Origin of the sequence: Sphingobacterium puteale, from assembly GCF_003627955.1 — a bacterium.
Taxonomy (GTDB): domain Bacteria; phylum Bacteroidota; class Bacteroidia; order Sphingobacteriales; family Sphingobacteriaceae; genus Sphingobacterium; species Sphingobacterium puteale.
Window position 1 is genome coordinate 182,856 of record NZ_RBWS01000006.1, and the last position, 25,264, is coordinate 208,119.

Here is a 25,264-nt window from a genome sequence, read left to right on the forward strand (position 1 = left end):
AGAAACGGTTTAGTTAATCTTCAAAACCAGCGAAATTTGATTTGGCATCTCCACCGGCAAGGTGACGGAAAGTGCCTCTTCATTTTGATGGAATATCAGTTTTTTCTTATGGCCCAATAGTGATACGGTTTTAACGCGCAGTGAAGGAACTGTTTTATTTTTCTTTCCCAAAGACTTTATCAAAATTCTTCCATCGGTTGGCCAAGCCATGATATGGGCATAAATGGCGTCTCCTTTCTGTACAAAACGGATATCTTCTGCGGTATAGGCATTGTCCTTATCTTCATTGAATCCAGCCGCGTTCAAAGGGCTCTTTTCTACTGTACTTGGTCCCTCACCATATATTTTCCAGGGGCGGGTATCAAAGATTCCTTCTTTATTGATTTGCATCCAGTCGCCTATCTCATGTAGAATTTTCTCTTCTTTATCGTCTATGCTGCCATCTCCCTTGATCGGAACGTTAAGCAGGAGGTTACCATTTTTACTGACAATATCAATAAGCATATGAATGACCTTTTTACTGGACTTGTAAGTGTTGTTTTCGTAGTCAGCTTTATTATAGTGCCAGCTACCCAGACAGGTACATGTCTGCCAGGCTTTTTCTTGAACTTGATCGGGCACGCCACGTTCGACATCCCATACCAAACACTCTTTTTGTTGTTCGGACAAAATTTTTCCAAACAGTACTGCATCGACCTTTCCTTTGTTTTTCTTGACGTTACTATTATAAAAATGGGCGGCAATATCGAGTCCAACATTACTGATAGGCCACAAAGGGAGTGTCGTATCATCAAAATAGAGCAGGTCGGGTTGATAGGTGTCGATCATGTCGACTGTTCGTTGATAGAAATTATCGATATACTCCCGCGTCGGTATGGAGGCTCCATTATGCCAATCCCACTGCGCCCATAAAGATTTCACATCCTCACTTCCCTTGCTAAGGGGATGATTTTGACGGTAGAGTTCTTTGGGGTCATAGCCTTCCCACCATTTACCTTTTCCATCTTCTTTTGTCATATTACCATCATAGGGAACGCCTTTGAGTGGGCCAGATTGATCCGCTCGTTGAGCTGTTTCATACCATGTCCATGCATGGGAGGAATGAATGCTTACACCGAAGGGAAGGCTATTTTTCTTCGCGGCCTTTGACCAGGCGGCGAGGATATCACGTTTGGGCCCCATATTGACCGAATTCCATTTTTGATATTTGCTATCCCACAGATCGAAATTGTCGTGATGGTTTCCCATTGCAAAGAAATATTGTGCCCCGACCTTTTTGTACAATGCGACAAGTCTTTCAGGATCCCATTTTTCAGCTTTCCAGGTATTGATAACATCTTTAAATCCAGCCACAGAAGGATGTCCATAATTTTTTAGATGCGAATTATGCTGCCAGCTGCCTTCATCATACATGCCGCGGGCATACCAATCACCCTGTTCGGGCTGACATTGAGGCCCCCAGTGTGCCCAGATTCCGAACTTGGCATTGCGAAACCATTCAGGCGCTTCATATTGCGCCAGGGATTCCCAGGTAGGCTGAAATTTATCCGAAGAGGAGGCCGTTTCTCTTTTTTGTTGGGCGGACGCATTTAACGCCGTTCCGAGGACTGTAAAAAGTAATAGTGTTTTAAAAATATTCTTGTTCATCGTATGCTGTATTTTTATGTTGAATAATGTATTTAATCTGTTAATGTTACTGTGGTTTGATAACCGCGGCATATCCGCCACCATTGACCATTGATATTTTTATTGACTTTCCAGCCTCGAATACCAGTGTTTCTTTATCAAGCTTTGTAGGTGTTGTTGCCGCATCTTTTGCATCCTGCCAATATTCCAGCACATATTTGCCTGTAGGCAGGAAATTGGTCGGTATCGTAATGGTGCGGGCCATGTTGTTGGTCATGGCACCGATAAACCAGTTTGTTTCCGAACGTTTGGCCATCACAATAAATTCCCCGGGGTAACCGTCTATGAAACGTGTATCATCCCATACTGTGGGTACGATCTGCAAAAAATCACTTCCAGGTTGGCCTAAAACATGCTTGGGGTGGTCGCAGAACACAGTCAAGGGACTTTCATATAGTATAAATTTGGCGAGTTCGGCACAACGGGTGTTCATTATCATGGTTGGTGACTGCTTCTTAAACTGGGCTGCGCTCACATTGAGAAAACCCCCTGGCGTATAATCCATAGGCCCTGCCAGCATGCGCGTAAAAGGTAAAGTAACGTTATGTGTAGGGATGATACGGTCAGAAAATTTGGCATACTCTTCACCCAGCACACCTTCACGTGTGATCATATTGGGGTAGGTACGTTCGATGCCATCGGGTTTGTAGGCACCATGGAAGTTGACCATGAGTCGGTGCTCGGCTGCTTTTTTGATCACTTTATGGTACCAGTTTACCATCTCCTGATCGTCGCGGTCCATAAAATCTATTTTTACGCCGGCGATCCCCCAGCGCTCGTATAGTTCAAAGGCTTTTTCGAAGGCGTTGTTGCGGTTGGCATCGGTGCTGTACAGCCACAACCAGAGACGCACATTTTTCTTTCGGGCATAATCGAGTATTTCGGGCATATTGATTTGGGATGCCGGTTTGGTAATATCGGCCTGGGCTTGGTTGAACGGCCCATACCACTGCCAGTCGATCAGCATATAAGGCCATCCCTGTGCAGCAGCAAAATCTATATATTCTTTGATAACGGCGGTCTCCATTTTCACTTCGCCGCTCCACCAGTGGTCCCATGCGCAAAGTCCCGGTTTTATCCATGTGGGGTCTTCGATTGCGCAGGGTGGGTTGAGCGATTGAACAATTTCGGATTCGATAAATCGTCCAGGGTTATCGCCAATCATTACCACACGCCAAGGAGTCTTTATTTTGTCTGCAAAACGGGCTTTGATACCGTCTTCTTTTTCACCCGGCAACGGAGAAAGTTTGGTTGTGAGCAGTGCCTGTCCTTTAGCATCAGCGGAGCTGCTACCGATATAAAATCCGGGATAATTGTCTATGTTCGCTTCGGTGATAGCCAGATAGTTTTCCCTGTCAACTTCAATCAATAAAGGAAGTCCGGTCAGGGTCTGATCGCTGAATCCGGCCAAGGGAACTTTATTGAATTCGCTTTCCTGGCTAGAGGTATAACGTAGCTTATATGTTGCTGCCCAAGCGTGAGCCTGACCAGCGACTGAAAAGCCGGTCATTTCGCTGGTGATGGCTCTGTTGCCTATTTTCGGGCTGCTGTACAATTGATAGCGAAAGGCTACCCCATTGTTATAGGCCCGAAAGAAGAGGTCCATCCGTCGTTTCTCGCCTTCCTTTTCGATCAGGGCAAGATGAGTTTCGTTCCACTGCATGTCGATATTGGCGTGTTTATTCTTTACGACTGGTCTCCAAGAATCGCGTTGACTGCTGGTTTTAGGAGTGCTTAGCAAGGTAAAGCCTCTATGCATGGCAGGTTCATCCTGTAGTTGAAAACCCATTGGCGAAGGGTGTATGACTTGCTTGTCCCTGTAGGATACGGAGTAGGAGAGCCCATCGGATAGGTCAATGTCCAAACAAATTTTTCCGTCAGGGGATTTTATTGTGTAAGTCTGTGCCGAGAGGCCCAACGATATTGCGAGAAATAGAATGATGATAAATGCTCTCATGATAATTAGTGAATATGTTGATAAGGGAATGTGAATTACTTTTCTTCCATGATATACACGTCCCAAGGGCCTAATAAGATCTGTTGACCTGCTTGCACCACATTGCCCGAAATAAGTTCTTTCGTTGGAGCACCTGTATATGTAATCTGTTTTGGTTGAGCACTATAATTAAATAGGTAATGTATCGCCTTGCCCCATTTATTCGTTCCCGAACGCTGAATGATTGGGAAAGTGTAGCTGTTGACGGCGGTAACCTTGGCCGCCGTAGCAGTTTCTCGGATAATCGCATTGAGCAATTCCTGTGAAGGATAGGTTCCGATATAGGTTAGCTTTCCTTTGCCGTATGTATTTTCTGTTATCACGGGCCTCTTTCCAAAGAAGGGGTGTTCGGCATAGGCCAAGGGTTTGGCAGTCTCAGTTTGTAAAAACTCGTACCAGTCGCCTATTTGGTTCTTGCTGGTCAATTGAAAAGGATTATCTTTCAGCTGCATATCGCCGATTGTGGAGAACTCTTGATAGTAGAATCCACAGGCTTTCCGCAATGGTCCGGGTGCTGCCGTGGCCCTAACGGCAGAGTGCTCGTCGCAATAGCCGCTTTTGTGCATCATGACGACATGGCCGCCCTCTTTTACAAATTTATCAATCGCCTGAAGCAGTTCATCCGTAGCGACATAAAGCGGAGGGATAACCAACATGGCATAGCCGTTAAAATCATAAATTTTATCGCATGGGATAATATCTGCTTCAATATTTTGAAAGTATAGTGATTTGTGGACCATGTCGATGGGGTAATTGTTTTTATAGGTATAAGGCATAAAGTTCATTGCGTGGTATGAATCGTGGCTATACAAGATTGCTACTTTATTTTTCTTTTTCAAGTCGATGATATGATCCCCGATTTTTGCCAGCTCTTTTGCAGTAGTTTTAAACTCATTGTATATTCGATTCGGCTGCAGATCGTGTCCCAATATGCCGCGCCAATAGGTTTCCTGGCCATAATGTAGGGTAGACCAATGCCAGTATTCCACCATATTGGCACCTGAGGCATAATGGGCATACACGTTTTGCCGTAACTGTCTGTCGTAGGGTGGATACTGGGTGCGCGCGTCCCAACCTATTCCCTGAGCGTTGGTTTCCATCACGATGTAATTATTCTTGCCGACAGTGCGTACAAAATCACCTGCATAAGCGATGCGCTGCCCATCTTGTTTATCCTGTACGTCATGGTAAATATTGATGGCAGGATATTGCATCTGACGAAAACTTTCCACCTGATCTATATTGTGAAAATCAGGCATAAAGCAGTGGGTTATAAACTGGTCTTTGCGCTTATATTCATTGACAATGTCGCATTGCCAGTTGAGAAAGTCAGCGACCTGTTTGCGGTTGTACCGCTCCCATTCGTTTTTATAGGAGGGATTGGTGACGCCATCGCGGGTATAGAATTCTTCCCAAGTCCGAATATTCATTCCCCAGTAGTTCATACCCCATGCTTTGTTGAGTAAATTGAGGTCATTGTTAAAACGGTTCTTTATGTAATTTCGAAATCCGATAAAATAATCCTGATTATTTACACCACGCGCTTCTGTTTCATTGTCTACCTGATAGCCAATTACCCCAGGATGTTTTGCATATCTTTCCAATAGCTTACGGATGATACGCTCACTGTAATATTTAAAAGTGGGATTGGTAAAATCTATATTTTGTCTGATTCCATAATACGCTTTATTGCCGCGCTGATATTCTGCCAACACCTCGGGATGTGTGTGGGCAAGCCATGCGGGAATGGAATAAGTAGGTGTTCCAAGTATCATTTTAATACCTGCCTGATACATTTTGTCGATAATCCGGTCCATCCATTCAAATTCAAATACGCCTTCCCGTGGTTCAAATAGACCCCAGGCAGATTCGCCTATACGGATGACGTTGAGCCCAGCATTTTTCATTAGACGGATATCTTCCTCCAGGCGCTCGCCCGGCATGTATTCGTGGTAGTATGCTGCACCGTAAAGGGGGCGATCAAACTTGTATTGTGCCTCCAGGGGAAGGATTGTGATGCACATCAAGCATAGGAAAAAAATGTTTTTTGGTGTCATTGGTTTTGGTATATCGTTATGTTAAAGGTTAGAGACGTACGTTGTACGCCTCCACGTGCTACTTTTTCAAAAGCTCTTTGTTGTACGCGATCCATAAGTTGCGAATGGCAAACTTTATTTTTTATTGCGTGGATATTTAGTAGGTATTGCTTTCATCTGTTCCAGAAAGACTGGATCTTTAAAAGTACTCGTTGTCCGATCATATTGCCCGGCTCCCTGAACATCCCAGAGCATCGGACACATACCACGCGAATAAATTGCTTCAGTAACTGAAACATTAAATAGCCTGACTACTTCCTGTGTTCTATTCTTGGAGGAACAGGCATATTCGCCAATGACGACCGGTATCCCTTTGTCGACACAATTTTTCTTTAGCAGATCCATGTTGTCGTTAAGTTCCTTAAATTCTTGCGGCGTACCCCAAGAAGGGACACCAACTCCCCATCCTGCATCTTCACCATTGCCTAATATGGCAAATAATGGCGGAGTATAATAATGTACGGTTAACGCAAGATGTTTTGCCGGATCGGTAGGAATTTTGGTGAGTGGGTCAAAAGCATACTCCAGACCAGTATTGTAAATTTCTACTAAAAGATGGCGTTTTGCATTGTTACCGCCCGATTTTCTGACGATGTCCACAAAAAGTTGATTAAGTTCATTTACATAGCCGAATGCTTTTGCTTTTTCGGTCTGTCCTCCATTCCAAGGAGTCCATATCTCATCATAGCCGATTTCATTCATGGGTTCAAAGATCAGGTGATCACCATATTTCTCAAATCGGTTACAGAGTTGTTCCCAGATGGAAGTGAACTTTTTCTTGGCTTCATTGTCTGTTGGGACTTTTTTGACCCATTCATTCTCATGGTGCACATTTATAATAGCTACCAAACCGCAATCAAGTGTCCAATTTAAGATCGATTCGACTCTGTTCAGCAGATCCGGATGGATCCTGTAATTTTCCTCGTTTATCATCATGTTGCTCCAGGTGACTGGAATTCTCAGTGAAGAATAACCGGCTTCAGCATACCCTTCAATCATTTCTTTTGTAATGAGCGGGCTGCCCCATGCCGTTTCGTAATTGGAGATATTGCTTGGGTTGATCCAGCTGCCTGTCGCATCCAAGGCATTGCCTAGATTGATCCCTAAACCCATTTCATCAACCAATTGCCTGGTACTGAAATTTTCACGAATTGCGAATTTACTGTAAGCAGGTTTTAGTTCCTCTTTCTGTTCAGGTGTATGCAACTCTGTATTGGCCTTAATCTCTTTATTAGAGCATGCTGGAAGTATCAACAGCATGATGATGTAACTCAATAACTTTTTCATTGGATCAATTCTTATATTTATTTTTTGATTAAATTATGCAACTTATGGTCTAACGTTTTAGTCACTCATTACTGAAAGGCACAGCAGGTAAGCCCTCCTTATTGAATAAATTGACATCTGGGTTATTACTCCATGCATAGCGAACAAACTCAGGATTTAAAACCTGATCGGCATAGACAATTAATTTGTTGCCTTCTATATGCGCTTTGGCCCATACAAATTTTTTATCTGCTCCAGCGATGGCAAAACCTTCCACATAACCGTATTTGTTGTCAACCACGAGTCCTCCTCCGGTAGCATCAAAAGATATAACCAGTTTATTGCCTTCCTTTACCATCGATTTGAACATCGGCCCCGAATAGACAAGCTCTTTTTTGCCATAATCTTTGGCCAATGCAATTAAAGCGAGTCGTCGGCCGACTTCCTGCTTGTTGCGCGGATGGATATCATCTGCTTCACCAATATCGGTAATTACAGCCTGACCAGTATGTACAAGACGGAGGGTCCGAGTCTGTGCATCTCTCAGCTTTGCCCAGTCACTATCTTCAGGGGTTTTATCTTTGGCCATATAATTGGCCAATTGCACCCAATAGAAAGGGAAATCAAATTTCCAAAGTGATCGCCAATCCTGTATTAGATTGGGGAAGAGGGTACGGTAATCGTAAGCCTGGCCGGCATTATGTTCGCCTTGGTACCAGATGACACCCCGAATGGTATATGGGATAATGGGATTGATCATGGCGTTAAAGAGCAAAGATGGAAACATATTTGGCGAAACTTCTTTATAGCCGTGCTGCTTGGTTGTGATGGCCTCTTTATAATTCCATTCGCCATCAAGGGGGGATTTCTCTCCTTCAATTTCGAGATATAGCTGGGCAGGATTTCCGTAAAATCCGCCACCGCCACCGGTATCCATAATTTTTAGGGTAATAATATTTTCACCATCCTTTAAAACAGTTTTTGGGATATTGTAGCTCCTAGGAATGGTATATCCTTTTGTTTCACCCACTTTTACGCCGTTTATCCAACAGATATCATTGTCATCAATGGTTCCAAGATGTATAGACGCGGACTTGCTGGCACTACCCTTTGGAAGATGAATGCTACGTTTGAACCAAACAATGCCGTCGATATTATCCAATTTGGGTTCCCATAATTGTGGGACATTCATTTTTCCCCATGTTGATAAGTCCGTATTGTTTTCGTACCATTTCTCGGCTATCCCCGGATCGTTCGCTAAAGCCTGTTGATAGGCCTGTTTCTTTAATTCGTTTTCGCTCATAAAACTCTTTAGATCGCCTGTGGAAGCTTGTTTGTAGGGGGCGTTATAATGTGCAGGCAGTTTGTTAAAGCTGTTTCCACTGGTCCAGGTCTCAACACCTGTACCACCCCAGGAAGAATTTATTATTCCGACGGGTATACCTAGTTCCTGATAGAGCTTAAGGGCAAAGAAGTATCCTACAGCTGAAAAATCGCCCACGGTGGCAGGGGAACATATTTCCCATTTCCCGTTAAGATCTAGTTTGGGCACATCACTCATATTCTTTTCGACATTGAATGCCCGAATGTTCGGATAATTTGCCTGCCTGATTTCGCCGGTGGCATTATTGGAATTTTTTACGATCCATTCCATGTTAGATTGGCCGGAAGCAAGCCATACCTCGCCGACCAAGATATTTTTTAATAGGATCTGTTCCTTACGGCCATTTATTTTTAAACGATACGGTCCTCCGTGTGAAGTAGGGGCTAAGGTGAGTTTCCATTGACCATTTTTATCTGCCTTTGTATTCAGGTTTTGCTGCATAAACTGGACATGGATCGTTTCATTTTTTTCAGCCCATCCCCATAATTTTATGGGATTGTCCCGTTGTAGGATCATGTTGTCGCCAAATATAGCGGGAAGCCTAAGCTCAGCTTTTAATAGAAACGCATGTAAGAAAAAAGCAATGAAAATTGGGAGATGTTTTAGATTCATATTTTATATTGTTTTATAGTCGAACCAGTCAAAGAATACTTTTGCGTTAGTCGGAATGCCATTGGAGGTGCTATAAAGCCCTATCATTACACCAGTAAAGCCGCCAGCAACTTCGGTTGCAAGATACCGTGTGTCCAGTTTGCCGATTTCGCTGTAATTTTCACTATCGGGATTAGCTACCGAAAAGATATACTGTTGTGGAGTTCCTTCTACTCTTAATTTTTGTTGATTGCCCTGCACTATTCTTTCGGCGGCGATGTAGCTCAGTGAACCTACTTTAACGCGTAATTGAATGATATTCTGTTTTTTGTGTTTTATGATCAATAAATCATAGTGATGGTTGTTGTTTTGGATTAATGTTATTCCAGCTTCTTCATTTTCCTTTGAAGATTCAAATTGCAGTAGTGTAGTAGCCGTAAAATTGTGTTCCGTTTGTCTTCTTAGGATTGCTGAGATCGGTTTGGCATCGTTTAGCGTATTTGGGGTAGTTTTTATCGTGAGCCATCCCTTTTTTTCGGATAGGGAATAATTGTCCCGTAGCGGATTTCTTAAATATTGCCATTCAAAACCAAGTTGTTGTTTGTCAAAATCGTTTCGAATAGCAGGTTTGCTGAACGGTTTCAACGGCAAAGTTGCCGTTTTCATGTCGAGGCTGATTGTTCCATTGCCATTGACCTGTGGCCATCCTCCTTGCGGCCAGTCCACAGGAGCAAGAAAAGTTTCACGCCCCAGGACGTGGTAATAGCTGTAGGGCTGTGTAACCCTGAAACCGAGGCAAACCAGCCACCAGCTGCCATCCTTGGCCTGGACTAGATCTGCATGCCCTACACCTTGAATGGGATTTGCCTGTCCAATTCTATTGGCATGCGTCAGGATCGGATTCAGTGGACTGGATTCATAGGGCCCAAGGATATTTTTGCTTCGCCCAATTGTTGCGCTATGCATGTATTCGGTACCGCCCTCCCCCAGAAGCAGGTAATAAAACCCGTCTTTTTTATAGAGATGTGGAGCTTCGGGAAAACGCCCACCGATACCGCGCCAGACTAAGTGTTCGGGGCCTATGACCTTGCCGGTTTTGATATCAATCTCCGTCACCCGAATCCCTTCATTTCCTTGCGTGACAAAATAGGTTTTACCGTCCTCGTCCCAAAATATATCAGGATCGATACTCTCGATGGCAACGTAGATCGGATCACTCCAGGGGCCAGTGGGATCAGTAGCCGTGCAAAAGAAATTGCCGCCTGATGATACATTGGTACAGATGACATAAAACAGGCCATCGTGATAGCGGATCGAAGGGGCAAATAAGCCGCCTGAAGCAGCTGCCTTTTCCAGCGGTAGCTGGGCATCCCGGGTGAGACAGTGACCTATCTGTTCCCAGTTGACAAGATCCTTACTATGATAAATCGGGAGGCCCGGAAAATATTCAAAGGACGAAGTAACTAGGTAATAGTCATCGTCTACACGACAGATACTTGGATCCGGATTGAACCCTTTGATAATAGGATTTGAAAAGCCAGTTTGTGCAATGACATAATGAAAGGCAATGGAAAATAGGGCGGAGATAATGACGTAAATTGACTTTTTAAATTTCATGTGTGTGTTTGTGAAAGATGATTGGTTACTAAAGGCCGTTATTAACGATTGCTCGTGTATCCGGCCTAGTTTTAAAGTGCTTATTGTTGTAAATGGGTTTAGTTTTTGCTTGTGTCTATAATTCTAAAATTGTCGAAATAGATGTCTACCTTGACATTGGCATTGTCTGCTTTATTTTTCGTGAAAATGCTCAGTTCCGAGCTGGCTATGGCAGCAAAACTTCCGTAGTCGGCAACTGTCGTAAACCTATTGAGAAGGATGTCACAGGTCATCCATTTCCCAAGATTTGTTTTGTTGCTGTTTCGGTCGCGTGGCACATAATCTGACACCATTTTATCCCCGTTGCCTTTGAGCTGTAGGTCAAATGTCGCCGTCGCCAGAGGCTCATTAAGGAAGCATTCAAAGCGCAGTACAAGACTGCTAATAGGCGTATTGGCGGGTATTGTAGTTATTGTGGGGTAATTGCCTTTGTTGGACAGGTTGCCCCACCAATATTGCCATGCACCCGGTGATCCGAAGATGCGGTAAGCAGTCCCCGCTGTGAAGTAAGGTGGCTTGGTGCCGTCTGCCATTACAGGCATATTGTTGTCTCCCCACTCATAATGGCCTATTTCGTCCCAATTCAGGACAAGATTCTCAATAGGATAAAATAGCTTTGTTGAATTAGATTGCCCACCAGCCGCATGAACCGTAATTGTACCGGATTTGATAGGGGCTTTAGGGAGTCGATAATAGATGGTATCTTGACTTTTTGCTACCATAAGATCTTCACTTGGAATATCAAATTCTCCATTGATATTTAGTTTGGTCACGTTGATGAAGTTGACACCGGTAATAAACGCCTGGTCGCCAACAATAGGCATATCGCTGCTCCATGATTTTATTATTGGCGGCGAAACGTTAGTTGTGAAGGCTATGCTGACCGAATCTGTTATGCAGTAGACTGCCAGCCGGCCATCTTGGATACCTGATGGGATCTTTAATTCGATTTTATCATAGTCCTTACCGACTTCATATTCGGTAGCTGGTACGCTACCGCCAGTTGCGGTTTCGAATGCTATTTTTTTTACTTCATAAAAATTTAAACCATATATACTGAGCTTTTCACCAGCTTTGGCTGGATAATTTAATTCGATACGGCTGATCTGGGGTGCTGGAGAGTAGATATGGAAATTGAACCTCGCTTCACCGTGGCTCGTTTCTATCCGAATCTCATTGGGGAGATCCGGATTGGTGCCAGTCAGTAGCAAGTTGGCAGGAATGGAAATAATGGCGCTTGTTGACGTGCAGTAATTTGCATTAAATCCAATCTGTTGATCATTAATATAAATTTTTTGTATACCGTCAAGATTTTTTCCGACAATAGCAATCATTGTGCCCGGAAATGCACCTGTAAAGGTGCTATCAGCTTTTTCAGGATCTGTCAGTCGTATGTGGGTTATCTCTGGGGGCATTGTCAGATCATTGTTGCGGCTACAGGATAGCATAGACAGCATAATAAATGCGATGAACACTAATAATATAAAGCGATTGTTATCATATATTGCTTTCATAATTCTCTATTAATTATTAAAAGGATAAGCCTGTGGTTCGTCTTTTAACTTCGGATTCTGTATGAGATCATTCTCAGGATAAGGAAAGAAGATGTTGTTTGCTGTCACGACCACAGGCACTGCGGGTGCTGTGGGATCTTCGAAAATAAGATTCCCGTCTTCATCCTTCGTAATGGAGGCCGTTGACCAGCCCCGTTGCTGATCATTAAAATATTTCAGCATTTTTTCAGGCTTGTAGCAATACCAGCTGACCATATCATACCAGTTGGTATACTCCATCGCAAATTCAACGCGTCGTTCTTTGATGATGTCATCCAATGTAATTGAAGGTTTTCTCCCGATTTTGGCCCGATCCCTTACCTTGTTAAAGTAGCTTAAAGCTTCACCACCGCTGAGTGTAGTATTATTTCCCAGACTAGCTTCAGCATAGGTCAAGTATACATCTGCCAATCGTAAAATATAGGTGTTGAGTGGCGAACTCATCGACTGTACAAAGCCATCATTATCATCATTTGGTCCGCCGATTACCCCTTTTTTTATGGATGCTCCTGCATTAGGATAAGAATAACCGCCTTTATCAATGGCGATATAGGGATAGAGGGAGTGCTGGGTAAAATAGGTGGCATTTCTCCGGAGCGTATCGGCACGTTCGTATTGTCTGAGCATGTCGATCGTTCCGTTCAGCCCGCCGCCCCAAACATTGACACCACCTGTAACATCGGATGAAAATGCCAGATCAGCTAAGAGCGTATTGCAGACGCCCCAGTCGCCAAGTGGTACCCATTGCATGGCAATAAGCGATTCGGGATTATTATTATGTTTGTATTTGAAGAGATCTTCATATTTAGGATATAGTTCCAGTCCACTATTTATACAGACATCCTGTGCGTATTCTTTTGCTTTGGCAAGATCGGCTTCATTTCGGGTGCCACCGGTTTTCCAACCCGCGCGGGAGAGGTATACCTTGGCGAGCATACCTTTGGCGCCCCAGCTTGTTGCCCGGCCTTTATCAGCTTTATCCGGAAGGTTTTGAGCGGCAAAACTGAGATCATCGATGATAAACCGAAAAATATCTTCTTCCCGATGCCTTGGCTGCATAGGGTCTTTGATCACGGCATCATTGTTTTCGATCAATATAACAGGCCCCCAAGTACGCAAAAGATAAAAATATGCTATACCGCGCATAAGTCGTGCTTCTGCGATAGCTACGTTCTTTTGTATCTCAGTGACATTGATCGCCTTGTTTTTAACCGCGACGATGATGGCATTCGACATCGTTACGACACCATAGAATGACTTCCAGGAATCCGAAAGCCCATCGTCAAGTGATGTCACCGTGAATAGGGTATAAGAGGGGTTCATATAAGGATTATAGCCATCATTTGCCCTTAAGCTTCCAATGGCAACAGCAGGTCGCTTATTATAGTCAAACCATGCTCTGTTGTAGAGTGGAGCTGTGGCTGCTTTTAATGCCTCGGGGGATGTATAGAAGGTTGCGTCCACATATGCACCTTCAGGCTCCCGTTCAAGGAAGCTTTTGTTGCAGGAATGTAGAACAACGGTAGCCATCAATGAGGCTATCAAGAATAGCTTTTTCATAATTCAGTAGTTAATATTAAAACATGAAGTTTAAACCGAAGGTATAGATACGCTGTGAGGGATATCTCGCATAATCTATTCCTTTCAATAAAACATTTTGGTTGTAGGATCCTATTTCCGGGTCATAGCCCGAATACTTTGTCCAGGTGAAAAGATTTTGAATATTGACGTATAACCTGAGATTTTCAATTTGATATTTTTTCAAAAGCTTTTGTGGGAAGGTATACCCCAGTGAAATATTTTTCAAGCGCAAATAGGAGCCATCTTCGATAAATCTATTGCTCATGCGGCTATTGTCATTCGCATCACTGACGGTAATACGCTGAATGCTCGCGTTAGGGTTAGAAACCCGTACATTGGCAATATCCTGGTCGGAACCGCTAGGATCAATCGTTTCGATCTGGGCAATTCCCGTCGTTTCTTTGAGCATACCCGAATTGTTCATTGGGTTCGTAAAATCCTTGCGCAATTGATTATATATCTTGTTTCCATAGACGGCATTCAGAAAGATATTCAGGTCAAATCCTTTGTAGGCTAGATAATTGTTCAGTCCGAGGATAAACTTAGGGTCCGGATTGCCTATAAAATCGCGGTCTTGCTCATCGATTTTACCGTCTTTGTTTTTATCTTCGAAGATAAAATCGCCAACCCAAATCTCGTTGATACCTATATTTTTGTCTTTGGGAAGAGCCACAGGTATTTTTTTGCCATCTTGATCTAACACGGGGTTATTGTGACTATCCTTGCGGTAAAAATCACTTTCGTTCTGGAACATGCCAACCACATTATAACCATAGAATTGGCCAACAGGATTTCCAACCTTGGTCATTGTAAAGGTTTCGGCTCCTATTTTTCCTTGAATCGCAGCAGCCTCGGTATATAGGTGCGTTACACGGTTTCTGTTCATGGAAAATGTCAATCCCGACTTCCAGAATAATCCATTTTTATTGATATTTACGGTGTTTAAGCTAAGTTCAACCCCTTTATTGCTCATCGAACCAGCATTAACCCAGGGGGCCGAAATAAGGCCGCTGATATAGTCTGGCAATACAGCCTGCATCAATAGATTGTCGATTTTCTTTAAATAAACCTCGGTCGTCAGTTCAATCCTGTTTTTAAATAGACTGAGATCCACACCGACATTATAGGCGTTGGTTTTTTCCCATTTCAGGTCAGGATTGGGAAAATTGGCAGGATAGAAACCTGTGCCCCATATGGATGCAGCTGACGCCATTGTCACGCCGTAGGCATATGAGCTTGCCGCCTGATTACCGACAAGCCCCCAGCCTAGCCTTAGTTTTAGATTCTCGATTGTGGAATTTTCCTTTAAGAAAGATTCATTTTTAATCTTCCAAGCTGCTGCAAGAGAGGGAAATGTTCCCCAGCGGTTGTTGACGCCAAATTTGTCCGACCCGTCTCTGCGAAAAGTAGCAGTCAAGAGATACCTATCGTCAAATCCATAATTGAAACGTCCGAAATAAGATTCAATGGCGCCCGAACTTCTTGAGCTGCTATTTTTGGCTGTCTTTGAATCACCGGCATCCAGTTCATGGACAGAATTTAAAAAATAATTAGTTCGGCTTCCAGACAATGACTCCCATCTGTTTTCCTGTGCCTCATGCCCGACCATAATTGTGAGATTGTGTTTTTCGGAAAAATATTTATTATAGGTCAGATAAGTCTTAAAGTTTGTAAAAGAGCCATTACTTGCAAATCTTGCCCCCGCAGATTGTTGCTTGAAATTGCCATAATCATACGATGGCGTGAATTGGTAGGAATTGGAATAATTATAGTTTCCATTACCTTCGATCCGGAGTACAAGATCTTTGATGGGAGAGATATCTGTATAGGCGTTGACACTGATTTGTGAGCCTTTCGCATAATTTTCCCGAGTAAGCGCTTCTTCCAATGGGTTAGCGAAATAGGTACCATACATATTTTCCTGTTGTGTTCCCCAGGTTCCATCTGGATTTTTTGCTGGAACTTCCGGCAATTGTCGAATGGCGAGTGAAATGATTCCTCCATTGTCAATGGTGTTTCTGTTTTTTGTTTTCGCCGTATAGGCATTGATTCCAGCTGTTAGCCATTTGTTGATTTTCGAATCGAAGTTCATCCGCAAGGAGTAGCGTTCAAAACTTGATCCTTGTGCGATACCTTGTTGGTCAAGGTATCCGCCAGCGATCGCAAATTTATTTTGTTCGGTTCCACCGGAAATGTTCAATTGATGGTTGTGCATCAATGAGGTTCGAAATATTTCCTTTTGCCAATTCGTTCCTTCACCTAACAAGGATGGATCTTTAAATTCGTCTCGATCACCAAAGCCAATGACTTTGCTGCGCAGATTTTGATACACCGCATATTCGCGCAGGTTGAGGACGTCCAGTATATTGGGCAGCTGTTGAAGGCCCACATATCCTTCATAGCTCAATTTGGTTTTTCCGGCTAATCCGCGTTTCGTTGTAATCAGCACAACACCATTTGCTGCTCGGGTTCCATAGATGGCGGCAGCTGAAGCGTCTTTCAATATTTCCATGGATTCTATATCTGATGGATTAATTGACGAGAGTGCACTGGAATTGTCTCTGGTATTGCCATCTATGGGAATTCCATCGATAACATATAAGGGCTCATTACCACTGAACGAATTTGTACCACGGATGCTGACCGATATTCCGCCCCCCGGTGCTCCAGAGTTCTGGGTCACGGAAACACCTGCGGCACGCCCCTGGAGGGCTTGGTCCAATGATGTACTTACCGATTTGCTTATATCGTCTGCCGTTACAGAGACAACAGATCCGGTTAGGTCACTTCGCCTCATTTTTCCATATCCCACGACAACGACTTCACCCATTTCTTGTATATTTTCCGTTAGCTGAATATTTTGCTGATTGTTCGTTACTTTTATTTCTTGGGTATGGAATCCCAAGTGTTTGAAAATGAGTGTACTTCCTTTTGCTGTTGAAATGGCATATCTCCCGTTTTCATCGGAAGAAGTTACCCAATTTGTTCCCTTGACCTTGACTGAAACATTGGTTAATGGAACTCCGGTGGCTTTGTTCGTAATCAATCCGGAGACATTGATTTTTGTTCCCTGAGCCAGTAAGGTGTTGACAAAAAGGAAAAGTAAGGCCATTGACATGAGATACTCCCAATGTCGTAATTTGGGCCAAAAAAACTTTTGAGATCCGTTTTTTGATTTCATGGTTAATTTAAGTTTATAATTTGTTTGGTTATTATCCCCAGAAAGGGATGATTAAAATTAGGAATAGAAAATTGTGTTAATAGGGTTCAAATGTTGCAGAAAAGAGGGCAAAATGTTTATAAAACTAGGCATAGTAGCGATTGTTGAGAAGATATGGCCGGTAATCCCGATGAATCTTTTTCGGGAGGGTAGGTTTTGTAAGGTGTCCAAATGTTTCAGGTTAGGGTATAAAATGATTACTTATGCTGTAAAGGTTTGATAAAATCTGTATTTTAACGCTTAGTTCTTGAGACGATAACCAATGAAACAACTATTCTTTCTGATTTTACTTTTTTCTGCCATATCCAGCTTTGGGCAAGCTTATAAATTTGCACAATTAAATACACGTAATGGAATTGTTGGAAATGAGGTGGTTGCTATCTATAAAGATAGTAGGGGTTTTGTATGGTTTGCAACCAACACAGGTCTAAATAGATATGACGGTGAGCGAATCAAAGTATTCAATCGGAGCAGCGACGCACTGGCAGATAGCCATTATGATGCAATGAAAAAAATTGTTGAAGATGAAAAAGGGAATCTCTGGATGTTGGGCAATAAGTATGTGATGTTTGACTGGCGTAAGGAGGTTTTTGTCAACAATACGGATTCGATTCTTGAACAGATGGGCCTTCCTTCAAACCCCGTTTCGATTCAGATAGATGAGCTTAAAAATTTTATTGTCGCCTATGCGGATAAAGGGGTATATAAATTTCAACCCAAAACGAAGAAACTTGTGGCCTATAAACCGTTGAACGATCCAACAACCATCCTGTCTACTGAGATTGTCGAGATCGCGGTAAAAGGTCCATTCGTGTGGATACTCCATAAAGATGGGCTACTGGAGCGTTTAAATTGCAGCACTGGAAAAGTCGATTTACGTAAAAATCAGCTGAAGCGTACACCGATAAACTCTTTGATTCCAAAACGCATTTTTATCGATTCAGACAATATGGTCTGGATATATCCCGGGTTGAATAATAAGGGGGCAGTTTGCTATAATGAGACAAACGATCAATGGAAGCAGCTTGATATCGACAGTAAACCGGCACTTTCCAATTCATTTGTCCGCGGAATCATATCGGATCATCAGGGATTATTATGGATTGCAACCGATCATGGGGGAATCAATTTATTTGATAAAAAAAAGAACACAGTCAAGGTCATTCAGCACGAAGAATATAACAGCAGTTCACTTGGTCAGAATTCCATCGTCAGCTTGTATTGTGACCCCGAGGGAATCGTTTGGGCGGGTACTTATAAAAACGGGGTTTCTTATTATCATCCGAATATGTTCAAGTTTCCAAGTACGGGAATAGGAAATGGATCCAATCGTGGAAATACTATTTTTGATTGTAGCAGCATCATCAAAGACAAAGATGATAATCTGTGGTTAGGAACCAATGGTAAAGGGCTTATCAAGTTAAATGAACAAAGTGGAGAAAGCCACTTTTTTAAGAATAAACGTGGCGACGATAGTAGTCTATCTTCGGATATTGTAACTGCTCTTTTTGAAGACCATACAAAAAGAATATGGGTGGGGACTTTTATGGGCGGGTTGAATGTGTATGATGGCCAGAGATTTACGCAGTATAAAGTTGAGGGAAAAAAGAAAAAAGGTCTTTCTAACCTGAGTGTTTATGGTTTAACGGAAGATTCGGGTCATCATTTATGGATCGCAACGCTAGGAGGAGGGATTGACCGATTAGATCCAAGCCGCAGTATATTCAGCAATTTTAATAGGGAAAATAGCAAGTTACGTTCTGATTTCATGTTGTCGGCCTTTCAGGGGGGAGATGGCATAATTAGCTTCAGTTCGGATATCGGCGTGTATAAAATTGGCCCTGATCAGACCATATTACCCTATTTCTCAAATCCTGATTTTCAGGATAAGGCATCAGCCGTACCTGTGTACCAGCTTATGAAGGATTCAAAAGGACGTATTTGGCTGGCAACAAAAAGGGGAATAAAGATTTTCGATCTTAATCGGGGCGACTGTAGTATGCTGACACTGGCAGACGGTTTATCCAGCGATGACGTACGCTCATTGGCCGAGGATCAGGATGGATATATTTGGGCGGGTACAAGCTATGGACTCAACCGCATACAATACATGTCGGGTGAAGGAGGCAAACATAAAAGCATTGTTTTGGCCTTCGATCTGAGCGACGGGCTGACAGGTATGGTTTTTAATCCCAATGCGGTATACACGGATAAAACAGGTAAAATTTATATGGGTACCACGGAAGGCTATGTTGGCTTTTATCCAAGAAAGATTCCTGTCAATAAAAGTGTTCCCCGTGCACGATTCACTGAGTTTTTATTGTCTAATGAGCTCATAAATCCCGGTGATAAAAGAAATGATCACCTGGTGCTTCCTCGTTCCATTGTCGACATCGATCAGATCGTCCTCAAATACAATGAAACAAATTTTACCATTCGTTTTTCGGCATTCAACTTTATACATCCCGAGAAAAATAGATATAGGTATAAATTGGAAGGCATCGATAAAGAATGGATAGAAACATCCCGTAGTACCGGATTTGCATCCTATTCCAATCTTAATCCGGGCCATTATGTGCTTAAGGTCTATGCAGGCAACGAAGACAATGTTTGGTCACCGACAGCCATAGTGATGCACATTATAGTCAAACCGCCATTTTGGTTTTCCTGGTGGGCGATTGTTTTTTATATCATGGCTTTTATCGGCCTTGTCCGCTTTTTTATCCGGTATCGTTTAAAGCGAAAACAGGACCAATTGGACCAAGACGTACGTATGTTGGAAGCGGACAAACTGCATGAAATTGACCAGATAAAATTGAAGTTTTTTACTAATATCAGCCACGAATTTAAGACACCATTGTCACTGATCATCAGTCCGCTCGAGATGCTGCTGAAAGACTCCACTTATCCCGAACAGCGAACAGTACTGGGGGTGATGTATAAAAATGCGCAAAAACTGCTGACCATGGTCAATGATATATTGGATTTTAGAAAACTTGATCAGGACAAAGCAAAGCTAAATATATCGTCGGGTAATATCGTGGAATTTGTAAGAGAAATCTGTACCTCATTTCTCTCTATAGCTGCTGAAAAATCTATCAAACTTACATTCACAGCCAATTATCACTATGTTGATATGCGATTTGATAAGGATAAAATGTATATGGTGTTGTCAAATCTAATATCGAATGCTTTTAAGTACACGAAGAACAAAGGACATGTGGATGTCCAGATTGATATATCTGAGATGGTTGTCGACAATCAGATTGACAAACAGTTGATAATCCGTATTTGTGATACTGGTATAGGGATTGCAAAAGAAGATCTGGATCTTATTTTTGACCGTTTCTATCGAATCGAGTCCAACGAAACACATGGTATAGCAGGGACTGGTGTTGGACTTCATATCGTCAGTGAATTTGTGAAACTGCATTCTGGCACCATCGAAGTTGAAAGCGAACTGGGTAAAGGCACAACCTTTACAGTCCATCTACCGATGCCCAATGAATCTGATATCATAAACAAGCAAGATGTAATCTATTCTGGTGCTGAAATAGAACAGTATGATCAGGAGATCGCCGAAAAAGAGAAGGAAACGTTTGTGGACGCAGGCTCTGGCATTTATACGCTGCTGATTATTGATGATAACGAGGATTTTCGTTTGTTTTTAAAGGATCTGTTTCACGGCGATTACAGGATTCTGTCTGCAAAGGATGGACAAGAGGGATATAATCTTGCTGTTGAACATATTCCGGATATTGTTCTTTGTGATGTGATGATGCCAAATGTAGACGGATATGAGTTTTGTCGAAAGATTAAGCAGGATATAAGGACTTCGCATATCCCCGTTGTGCTTCTCACGGCAAAGTGTTCGGATGAAAATCAATACCAAGGTATGGAAGCCGGTGCTGACGCCTATATTTCCAAACCTTTTAATATCGATATTCTTCGTGTTACCCTCGCTAACATCGCTAAAATGCAAAAGCAGCTTCAGCAGAAGTTTAAATCGAAAATTGATATTTCCACAACGAAGCCGGAGATCGTTTCAATGGATCAGAAGTTTATACAAAAAGCTGTGTCCATTGTGGAGGCCAATATCGCAAGAACAGATTTCTTGGTTGAAGATCTATGTCAGGAAATGGCGATGAGCAGAGTGAATTTTTATAAAAAGACACTCGCTTTGACGGATAAAACACCATCGGAATTTATTCGTTTTATTAGGCTAAAAAGAGCGGCGGAATTGCTCGAAAAAAGTCAGATGTACGTGAATGAGGTTGCGTTTCTTGTCGGATTTAATGAAACCAAATATTTTAGAAAGTATTTTAAGGAAGAATTTGGAATGACGCCCAACGAGTATAAGAAAGTTATAGCAAATAATATACAGGAGTCGGAAAATTGATTTCATGTTTGAGTTTACACTTGCTGAGTTATTTTTAAACAACACCGATAGAACGGGTTTCTAATAAACGAAATCCTACAAAACTTGTTGCACCCGAAAAAAATATTCTTAGGATGCCGTCGGCTATTAGGACAGGACTTAAAAATAGGCAATGAAAAAAACGTTTTTTTGGTATTTGCTCCTTCCATTTTCAGAGACAAAGTAACTATGAAAATATTGATATTGGAATGCGACTGCCGAAAGCTTTCCAATCTTCCGGCAGTCGCATGTTGTGCTGTCTAATATCAACTATAAATAATATATGCTTTTTAAATATGAATTCACATTATTTCTTATGAGAATGCTGAAATTTCGTAATTTTCTACATTTCACTTTTTACAATTAGCTTTGATCAATATTTGAAATTCTTTACTAAGAATAACCAATCGCTAAAGAACTCCCATGAATTCCAAATATGGTGTCATCAGCTTTTTATCAAAAGCAGGTGGAATTAAATCGGTGTCTGCTAAAAACTGCTGTGTATTGCTTCTATCATAATAGTAAGTGTTTTCGTAGGCCTCTACCAGTGATTTTCCTTCATGTATATCTTCTGTAAACAAGCTCAATAAAGGATAAAGTGGTAGTTTATTATCATATTTCCATTGATTGAGCCACTGATGGTATTCCATTCCTTTTAATTTGATATCGTAATATTCATTTATTTTGGCGCAGAAATCTGTTAGCGACACATCATTTTCAGGTAAAGGAGAAAGATGGAAATTTAGTCCGACTGCATCTTTTTTCCTGCTGATATGCGTGATTGCCTTACACATATAGTCTACAGTTGTAAGTTCATCTTTTAATCCCATGACAAGAGGAAATGAATTAAGTTCAATACAGCTTCTAATAAGTGATCCCCACCACTGGTTCATCACGGTAGCTCCTGATGTACTATGACAAACCGCAAAACCTAACCTGAAATTTGTAATCGGAAGCCCCTTTTGTCTAGCTTTCTCGGAAATACTCTCCATTACCCATTTGCTTTTTATATATCCTAGATCTCTTGAAACTGCTGCCATATTCTGATCGATAGAATCATCTTCATACATCCATGTTTTCTTTGTGAAAGGTCTTCCCCAGCTAAATACACCCATGGAAGACAGTAGCATTAAAAATTTTATTTTGCCCGTGACAGCGAGATCAATGATATTATGCAAACCATCTATATTTGATTTTTTAATTAACGAATATGGCTGTACATAACTTACTGAGCTTCCAGAATGATAAATGATTTCGATATGATTGGTAATGAAACTGTAATTTTCACTGTCCATTCCGAAATGGGGCAGAGATAAGTCTCCAGTCATCGCGATAACACGGCTATCATAATCGGACGACCATGATAATTTAAATTTTTCAAAAGTAGCTTTTATACGCTTCAGGCCGTCTTCTGAGGAAGATGCACGTACTAAACAATAAATATTTGCCGACGTCTGCAGCAATAGTTCTTCCAATAAATGAGATCCGACAAAACCTGTTGTACCCGTTAAAAAAATATTTTTAGGATTCTTCAAAACATCAGGATCTGGCGATTGGTCTATATTAAATTCTATGTGTAGTTCAGCATCTTTTATTAATTCGCTGATCATCATTTCAGCTTTGTTTTTTTGCGAAATTTCTGTTTTCACCATTCTGTTTTTAACCTCCTTAACAAAAGCTGAAATTGTAGTGTAAATATAAAGTTCTGGCAGAGTGATCAAATTTCTCACATGTTCGGGAAGCAACATATGTAATTGGGCGAGCATTAGGGAATGGCCTCCTAGTTCAAAAAAATCATCTTCTTCATTAACATTTTCAAGCGAAAGAAGGTCTTTCCAAATGTGCATTACTCCTTGGGCTAAATTATCTTCTTTCCATTTCGGCAGATAATTATTTTTTGTTTGATTTTCGGGAATTTCCAAAAGTTTTTTATCTATTTTTCCGGCGTGGTTCAAGGGCATTTGATCGACAACGAAGATCTTATCCGGAAGCATATAAGAAGGCATTACCTGTTGTAATTTAGCCTTTATATTTTGTGAAATTTTTACCTGATTTTCATTTGTCGCAAGCTGAATAAAAGCAATTAATAGTGGCGAACCATTTTCTTTTCTCTGAACTTTAACAGCACTTTTGGTGATCTGCGGTAATTTTGACATATTATATTCAATCTCGGCAAGTTCTATCCTGTACCCCCTGATTTTAACTTGATCGTCTTTTCGTCCATAAAACTCAAGATTTCCGTCTTCTCGGCGTAGAGCCATGTCTCCGGTTTTATAAAGCTTTTTACCATAATTTAATTGATTCAATAACCATTCGGGAGCCTGTATAAAAGATTTTTGAGTATCTTCTTCACGATGTAAATATCCTAACGCCAATTGAGGACCTCCGATATAAATTTCGCCAACTGTACCATCCATTACAGGTTTCAGATTTTCGTCTAATAGAAATACATTGACAAACGGCATTGCAGTCCCGATAATTTTTGGATTAATCTGTTCTATAAATTCATAATTACTTACCGCGACCGTAGCTTCCGTTGGTCCATAACTGTTGATCAAACGAATCCTTTTATACCATGCTTTTACCGTATTTTCGGTACAGGCTTCACCACCAATGGCTATGGTATGTAGATTACCTAAAGGTTTGTTTAACGGCAGGGATGCCAAAACCATGGGAGGCATCAACGGAACGGTATCGATATGATGATTAACAATAAAATCCAAAAGTGGTTCACCCACAATTTTATTATTCGGATACAAATGAATGGTGGCTCCACTGATCAAAGGTGTCCAAATATCTATTATAGCAGCATCAAAGCTCGGAGAAGCGAATTGCAGGGTAACATTATCAACGGATAAGTTTAAAACTCTCGCCTGATATTTTACAAAAGTATAAAAAGAATCATGTGAAATGATGACTCCCTTGGGTAATCCTGTACTACCTGATGTGTAAATTACATAAGCCGGATTTTCAGGAGCAATATCGATTAAAAGATTCTCGTTTGGCATTTTTTTTAAACTTTCGCCAACAACTAAAGAGTCCAATACAATACTGGGAATTTGGTCATTATTGACTTTATCAAGAAACTGGTCTACAGTGAGCATCAGTTTGATTTTTGAATCATCAATCATCATCTGGATTCGGGCCTGCGGTAGTTCCCCATCAATAGGTAAATAGGTGGAACCCGCTTTTAAAATAGCTAAAAAAGCTATGATACGGTTTGTTGATTGGGGGATACAAACACCGATCAATCCCCCTTTTTCAATGTCTTGGGTTTGCAAATAGCGCGCTAATTGATTTGCCTTATCATTTAACGCTTCATAGCTAGTCTTTTCATAACCATCTACAATTGCAGTTTTTTCAGGGTGCTCCTGTACGATTTTTTGAATTTGTTTTACAATATCGATAGCATTGTTTTTGAAATTCCTTTCCGAAAAATCATTCGGATAATGATTAATTGCATTGACTGTTTCTTTTTTCATGGTTTAAAATTTTATATTAGGTTTGTATATAAAATTAATAAAAAATATATTTCAAATTGTTATTATAAATTAAATTTTAAATCCTTAATAAGGATTACTCTTGTTTTTTGCTTTTAGAATACCGTAAAATTTGATTTTAAACCAAGTTTTAAACTAATTTTAAATTATTGAAAACAATTTATTAACAAAAAACTTTTTCTTAACATTAATAAGTAACAAGAGGTCAGTCCGACGCCTTGCTTGAAAACTCTAATTCACCCATATCGCCGAATTCTCCAGATGAGAAAAAATACTTGTTAATTTTTCGGTTGTGAATGGATTCTAACACTGGTAAAT

Annotated in this window: 11 protein-coding genes; 1 reads left to right on the forward strand and 10 read right to left on the reverse strand. The window is 41.4% G+C overall.

What is annotated here, in order from left to right:
* Positions 1-9 precede the first annotated feature (9 nt).
* The 9 genes from D7322_RS08085 to D7322_RS08125 form a co-directional block, all read right to left on the reverse strand.
* A complete protein-coding gene (locus D7322_RS08085; RefSeq protein ID WP_121123040.1) occupies positions 10-1,647 on the reverse strand; it encodes an alpha-L-fucosidase in 1,638 nt (545 codons plus the stop codon).
* Positions 1,648-1,693: 46 nt separating this feature from the next.
* Complete coding sequence (locus D7322_RS28740; protein WP_220700038.1) at positions 1,694-3,643, reverse strand: glycoside hydrolase family 97 protein; 1,950 nt, start codon at positions 3,641-3,643, stop codon at positions 1,694-1,696.
* A gap of 35 nt (positions 3,644-3,678) precedes the next feature.
* Positions 3,679-5,706, reverse strand: coding sequence for a beta-galactosidase (locus tag D7322_RS08095; protein ID WP_245971289.1), 2,028 nt, complete (start codon positions 5,704-5,706; stop codon positions 3,679-3,681).
* A gap of 147 nt (positions 5,707-5,853) precedes the next feature.
* Positions 5,854-7,065, reverse strand: coding sequence for a glycoside hydrolase family 5 protein (locus D7322_RS08100; protein ID WP_121123044.1), 1,212 nt, complete (start codon positions 7,063-7,065; stop codon positions 5,854-5,856).
* A 61-nt stretch (positions 7,066-7,126) separates the two neighbouring features.
* Positions 7,127-9,040 carry a sialate O-acetylesterase gene (locus tag D7322_RS08105; protein WP_121123046.1) on the reverse strand — a complete coding sequence of 638 codons (1,914 nt, stop codon included), beginning with the start codon at positions 9,038-9,040 and terminating at the stop codon, positions 7,127-7,129.
* A 3-nt stretch (positions 9,041-9,043) separates the two neighbouring features.
* Positions 9,044-10,636, reverse strand: a complete 1,593-nt coding sequence (locus D7322_RS08110; protein ID WP_121123048.1) for a glycoside hydrolase family 43 protein — start codon at positions 10,634-10,636, stop codon at positions 9,044-9,046.
* 98 nt (positions 10,637-10,734) lie between these two features.
* Positions 10,735-12,189, reverse strand: coding sequence for a glycan-binding surface protein (locus D7322_RS08115; protein ID WP_121123050.1), 1,455 nt, complete (start codon positions 12,187-12,189; stop codon positions 10,735-10,737).
* 9 nt (positions 12,190-12,198) lie between these two features.
* Positions 12,199-13,788, reverse strand: a complete 1,590-nt coding sequence (locus tag D7322_RS08120) for a RagB/SusD family nutrient uptake outer membrane protein (protein ID WP_121123052.1) — start codon at positions 13,786-13,788, stop codon at positions 12,199-12,201.
* Positions 13,789-13,804: 16 nt separating this feature from the next.
* Positions 13,805-16,990: a SusC/RagA family TonB-linked outer membrane protein gene (locus tag D7322_RS08125; RefSeq protein ID WP_121123054.1), complete on the reverse strand. Its 3,186-nt coding sequence runs from the start codon at positions 16,988-16,990 to the stop codon at positions 13,805-13,807.
* A gap of 301 nt (positions 16,991-17,291) precedes the next feature.
* Between D7322_RS08125 and D7322_RS08130 the strand changes: the two genes are divergently transcribed.
* Positions 17,292-21,428 (forward strand): hybrid sensor histidine kinase/response regulator transcription factor, encoded by a 4,137-nt coding sequence (locus D7322_RS08130; RefSeq protein WP_121123056.1) that lies wholly within the window; start codon positions 17,292-17,294, stop codon positions 21,426-21,428.
* A gap of 428 nt (positions 21,429-21,856) precedes the next feature.
* Here D7322_RS08130 and D7322_RS08135 read toward each other — a convergent pair whose 3' ends face one another.
* The gene (locus D7322_RS08135) at positions 21,857-24,928 is read right to left on the reverse strand and encodes a non-ribosomal peptide synthetase (RefSeq protein ID WP_121123059.1); all 3,072 of its coding nucleotides are present in this window, start codon (positions 24,926-24,928) and stop codon (positions 21,857-21,859) included.
* Positions 24,929-25,264 lie beyond the last annotated feature (336 nt).